Source organism: Roseomonas sp. 18066, assembly GCF_902706185.1.
GTDB lineage: Bacteria > Pseudomonadota > Alphaproteobacteria > Acetobacterales > Acetobacteraceae > Pseudoroseomonas.
This window is the reverse complement of record NZ_CACSJM010000247.1, coordinates 1-5,159: the sequence shown is the minus strand read 5'-3', so window position 1 is coordinate 5,159 and position 5,159 is coordinate 1. Positions and strand designations below refer to the sequence as shown.

The window sequence follows — 5,159 nt, the reverse complement described above, 5'->3', positions numbered from 1 at the left end:
CCCCACCCCCCTGGCGATCCCTGGGCCGCGCTGCTGCGCGACGGGCTGGTCGAGCGGCTGCGCGAGCTCGTCACCCATTGGCGCGAATGCCTGCTGCTGACCGAGCGGCTGCTGGCGGAAAAGCCCTCCGAGGCCGCCCCCGACGCCCCGGGCCACCTGCCCGGCCATGTCGACCCGCTGCTGGTGGCCCTCTCCGGCCTGGCGGCGACCGGCGCGGTGCTGATCGGCTCGGCGCTGTGGATCGGCAGCGGCTGGGCGCATGGCGCCAGCATGGCGATGATGGGCGGCGTCGCGCTCTGCATCTTCGGCCAGCTCGACGACCCGGCCCCGGCGCTGAAGCAGTTCCTGGTCGGCGCCGCCATCTCGGTGGTGCTGGCGGGCCTCTACCAGTTCGCCATCCTGCCGCGGATCGACGGGCTGCCCTTGCTGCTGCTGGTGCTCGCCATTCTCTACATCCCGGTCGGCGCGCTGATGCCGCAGCCGACGCTGATGGCGCCCAGCCTGGCCATCGCGGTGACCCTGCCCACCGTGATCAGCCTGCAGGAAAGCTATGTGGCGACCGACTTCGCCAGCTATGCCGATGGCGGGCTGGCGACCCTCGGCGGCCTCGGCCTGGCGCTGCTGCTGGCCCGCCTCGCCCGCTCCTTCGGCGTCGCCTGGCGGATCCGCCGCCTGGCCGCGGCCGACCGGCTGGACCTGGCCCGCCTGGCCGAGGGCCGGGCGCCCACCGACCTGCGCCGCATCCTGGGCGTCATGCTCGACCGCTTCGAGGCGCTGGCCGCGCGCCTCGGCGCGGTCGACGCCCGCGCCGTGCCGGTCGCCGAGCTCTCCGACCTGCGCGCCGCGCTGAACATGCTGCGGCTGCGCGAGCAGATGGCGGCGCTGCCGGCCGAGCAGCGCCGCTCGCTGGAAGGGCTGCTGCAGGCCGTCGCCGCCGAGGCCCGCGGCCGCCTGCCCGCCACCGAGCTGCTCGGCCAGATGGACCGGACGCTGGCCAGCTGCGCCGGGGCCTCGGCCGAATCCCGCGCCGCGCGGCAGGCGGCGTTGTCGATCAGCGGCCTGCGGCTGGCGCTGTTCCCCGAGGCCCCCTCGCCCTTCCTCCGTCCCGAAAGCCTGCCGGCATGACCGCCGAAATCGACCTCTACGGCATCTTCCTGCCGGCGCTGCTGGTCTGGGCGGTCATCGCCCTGCCGCTCTCGGCCCTCGCCCGCCGCCTGCTGCGGGCGGGCGGCGCCTATCGCTGGGTCTGGCACCCCGCGCTGTTCGACTTCGCGCTCTACATCCTGATCCTGGGCGGCACCGTCGCCCTTGCGGAGACCCTGCTGCCATGAAACCCCTTGTCGCCCGTATCGCCAGGATCCTGGTCACCCTGCTGCTGGTGGCCGCCGCCGCCACGGTCGGCTGGCAGCTCTGGCGCTACTACATGGAGGCGCCCTGGACGCGGGACGGCCGGGTGCGCGCCGACATCATCGGCATCGCCCCCGACATCTCCGGCCTGGTGGCCGAGGTGCTGGTGCAGGACAATGCCGTGGTCGCCCGCGGCCAGCCGCTGTTCCGCCTGGACCGCGCCCGCTTCGCCCTCGCCCTGCAGCAGGCCGAGGCGGTGGTCGAGAGCCGCGCCGCCAGCCTGGAGCGCGCCCGCCGCGACGAGCGCCGCTACGACCGGCTGAACGAGGGCATCGTCTCCGCCCAGCGCCAGGAGCAGGCGCATTCCGACGCCCTGACCGCGGAGGCCAGCTGGCACGAGGCCATCGCCGCCCGCGAGGTCGCCAAGCTGAACCTGGAACGCACGGAAGTCCTGGCCCCGGCCGACGGCACCATCACCAACCTGACCCTGCGCCCCGGCGCCTATGTCGCCGCCGGCAGCGCGACCATGGCCCTGGTCGATGCCCAGAGCCTGCATGTCCAGGGCTACTTCGAGGAAACCAAGCTGGCCCGCATCCACCCCGGCGACCCGGTGCAGGTGACGCTGATGGGCGACGGCCGGGTGCTGACCGGCCGGGTGCAAAGCATCGCCGGCGGCATCGCCGACCGCGAGCAGACGACCGGACTGGTGGCGAACATCACCCCCACCTTCTCCTGGGTCCGCCTGGCCCAGCGCATCCCGGTGCGGGTGGCGCTCGACCCGCTGCCGGAAGGGCTGCGGCTGATTCCGGGGCGGACGGCCACCGTCACGGTGATGCCGGGCGGGGTGGCGCCGACGTTGCTGCACCCCTGAAAAGAAAAAGTCCGGGGGAAAGAATTCCCCCGGACCCCCATCTTCTTTCCGCCTGGGTGGCCCGCCGATGGCGGGCCACGCGAGCGTTAGTTGTTGGTGAAGACGCGCGCCGACAGCGCCGACTGGTAGATCAGCTGCAGGATATCGGCGGTCAGCTGCAGACCCTTGATCTCCAGATGCGGCAGCGCGATCAGCTCGTCGCCAGGGCGCGGGCCCTCGCGCGGGTCCAGGATGATCTGGCCGCTGGCGCGCCGGATCATGATGTCGCTCGAGGTGCCGCGCTGGGTGTAGCCGCCGGCGGAATTGACATAGTCGTCGATCGTCATGTTCGGCCGCCAGACCACCGCCTGCGGCGTGGTGACCTCGCCACCCACCAGCACCGTCTCCGACCGCTCGGGGATCACGATGGTGTCGCCATCCTCCAGCCGGATATTGGTGCAGCGGCCATAGTCGTCGGCTACCACCAGCCGGCCCTCGGGCTGGATCCGCCGGCCGCGCTGGATGTAGCTGTTGACCAGCTGCGCTTCCGAGGCGCGGATCTGCGACACGCCCGTGGTGCTCGACGTCGCGGTGAACAGCTGCCGCTCCAGCCGGTCCAGCGCCTCGTTGATCGAGCGCCGCTGCTGCGACGCCAGGCGCTGGCGCAGCAGGAAGACCGAGCGGGTGTCGGCCAGGCCGGGATCGACCGAGACATAGTCCAGCAGCTGGCACAGCGTGGTGTCGCGATCGGCCACCAGCACCGAGGGGCCAAGCCGGCTGCCCTCGACGAAGACCCGCACCGTCGGCGCCGGGGCGTCGGTGATGAAGGTGACGATGTCCTGGTCCTGCAGCGGCTGGCGCCGCAGCTCCGCCGTGTTGACGTAGCGCGACCAGGGCTGGCTGTTGCGGGTGCCGCGGATCACCGCGTTGGTCGCCGCCGGCAGCGGCGCCGACAGGTCCATCAGCTCCGACCCGCTCATCGTCCGCCCCGCCACCTCGAAGAGGTAGTTGTTGCGGATGGCGCCATCGGCCGAGACCACCGAGCCCTGCTTGCCGACCACGATGGTGTCGCCATGCTGCAGCGTCAGCTGCGGCAGGCGGCCCTGCAGCAGGAAGGGATACAGGTCGATCCGCTGCACCGTCTGGTTGCCGCGGTTGACGATGATGTCGCGGTAGGAGCCGCGCACCGGGTCGACGCCGCCGCCGCGCAGCAGGAAGTCGAGCACCGTGTCCGAGGCCGAGCCCATGTGCCGGCCCGGCAGCTTGACGAAGCCGGTGACATAGACGCCGATCTGCGCCGCCGAAAGCAGCACGGCATAGACCTGCACCTGCTGGGTGTAGATCCGCCGCAGCTCGCCCTCGACGGTGCGCTGCAGGTCGCCGGCGCGCACGCCGGCCAGCTTCAGCGGCCCGACCGAGGGCAGGAACAGGTTCCCCTCCGGATCGACCTGGCCCATCACCTCGGCCTCGACGCCGCCCCAGACGCGGACGCTGACCCGGTCTCCCGGGCCAAGCCGGTAGTTCGGGTTGCTGGTGTCCGACGCGCTCGGCGCGCCGCGGGCGAAGAGGGCGGCGCCGAAGACGGCGCGGCTCGGCCCCGGCTGGCGCTGCGGCTCGGAGAGCGGGCCGGCGACGGTCGCGCCCGCCTCGGCCTCGGTCGTGGTGCCGGCGCGGTTGGTCATCTCGCTGCCCGGCAGCAGCTGCGGCACGCTCATGGTGCCGCCGGTCCCCTGCGACTGCAGCGCCGGCGAGGGGCTGGACAGGGTCGGGCTCTGCGCCAGGGCGCTCCCGGCATGCAGCAGCGCCAGCGCGGCGGCGACCAGCGCGCGGCTAGAACGCATGTTCACGGACACCCGTCACCATCATCCACCCGATCCCGTAAAACACTGACAAGATGATAAACATGCTGAGCAGGATGATCCCCGCCCGCGGATACATCGCGAGCTCCGCCATGGTCGGCTGCACCACCCGCGTGACGAAAAGCTGCTGGCGCTGCGCGTCGACCCGCGCCGCCTCGAGCGATTCGGTGGCCGAGGCCAGCTGCTTGTCGGCGAATTCCCGCTCCAGGATCAGCCGCTCATAGGCGGCCAGCTGACCGGGCAGGTTCTCGCCGCCGCGGATCATCCGCTGCCGCTGCTCGTTGATCTGCTGCTGCAGCGAGGCGATGCGGTTGCGCAGCCCCGAGATCATCGGGTTGTCGGGCCGCATATAGGCCGACTTCTCCTGCAGCTCGGCCCGCGCGCCGATCAGCAGCCCTTCCAGCGCGCCCAGCCCGTCGAGCCCCATCTGCGCGCTGCGCTGCGGGTCGACCGAGCGTTCCTGCAGCCGCCAGGCGGTGACCGCGGCCTGGCTGTCCAGCACCCGCTTCTCGGCCCGGGCGATCTCCTCCCGCGCCAGGTGCAGCGAGGCGTCGCGCGCCCGCGACGACAGCCGGTTCACGAACTCCTCCGACATGCGCAGCTGCTCCTCGACGATGCGCTGGGCGTCGTCGGGGCGGAAGGCGCGCGCCTGCAGGGTGATGATGCCGGAGGTGCTGTCGATCGCGACGGTGTTCATGTGGTTGTGGTACATCTGCAGCAGCTCGGCCGGCGGGTCCGCCGTCCACAGCCGCCCCAGCAGATCGGCTTCCGGCCGGCGGTAGAGCTCGGTCAGCCCGACCTTCTCCTGCAGCCCGATCAGCCCGTCATGCGAGGCGAGGAACTCCTTCACCGCGAGCCCGTCCTGCGAGGTGGCGGAGAAGCCGGCCGCCCCCATCATGCTGGCCAGCGCGCCACCGCCGCCACCGCCGCCACCGGCGCCACCGCTGCGGCCGCGCACGGTGAACTGAGCCTGCGAGGCATATTGCCCGGCGGCGAAGCCGTAGAAATAGATGCCGGCGAGGATCGTCGGCAGCGCCACCAGCATCAGGTAGAAGCGCCGCTTCCAGAGGAAGCCACGCTGGGGCTTGGGGCCGGGCCTGGGG

General features: G+C 72.1%; 5 protein-coding genes. 3 read left to right on the top strand and 2 right to left on the bottom strand.

The window, feature by feature from the left end:
• The 3 genes from GVN67_RS27900 to GVN67_RS27890 all read left to right on the top strand — a co-directional run.
• The coding region (locus GVN67_RS27900; protein ID WP_200845428.1) for an FUSC family protein at window positions 1–1,125 on the top strand (1,125 nt) is incomplete at its 5' end.
• Window positions 1,122–1,331, top strand: a complete 210-nt coding sequence (locus tag GVN67_RS27895; protein WP_160000571.1) for a DUF1656 domain-containing protein — start codon at window positions 1,122–1,124, stop codon at window positions 1,329–1,331. The genes GVN67_RS27900 and GVN67_RS27895, both read left to right, overlap by 4 nt.
• The gene (locus GVN67_RS27890) at window positions 1,328–2,218 is read left to right on the top strand and encodes an HlyD family secretion protein (RefSeq protein ID WP_160000570.1); all 891 of its coding nucleotides are present in this window, start codon (window positions 1,328–1,330) and stop codon (window positions 2,216–2,218) included. The genes GVN67_RS27895 and GVN67_RS27890 overlap by 4 nt, the downstream gene beginning before the upstream one ends.
• Before the next feature lie 86 nt (window positions 2,219–2,304).
• Here GVN67_RS27890 and GVN67_RS27885 read toward each other — a convergent pair whose 3' ends face one another.
• Window positions 2,305–4,038 carry a polysaccharide biosynthesis/export family protein gene (locus GVN67_RS27885; protein ID WP_160000573.1) on the bottom strand — a complete coding sequence of 578 codons (1,734 nt, stop codon included), beginning with the start codon at window positions 4,036–4,038 and terminating at the stop codon, window positions 2,305–2,307.
• On the bottom strand, window positions 4,028–5,159 hold a 1,132-nt coding region (locus tag GVN67_RS27880; RefSeq protein WP_235035581.1), incomplete at its 5' end, for a capsule biosynthesis protein. The genes GVN67_RS27885 and GVN67_RS27880, both read right to left, overlap by 11 nt.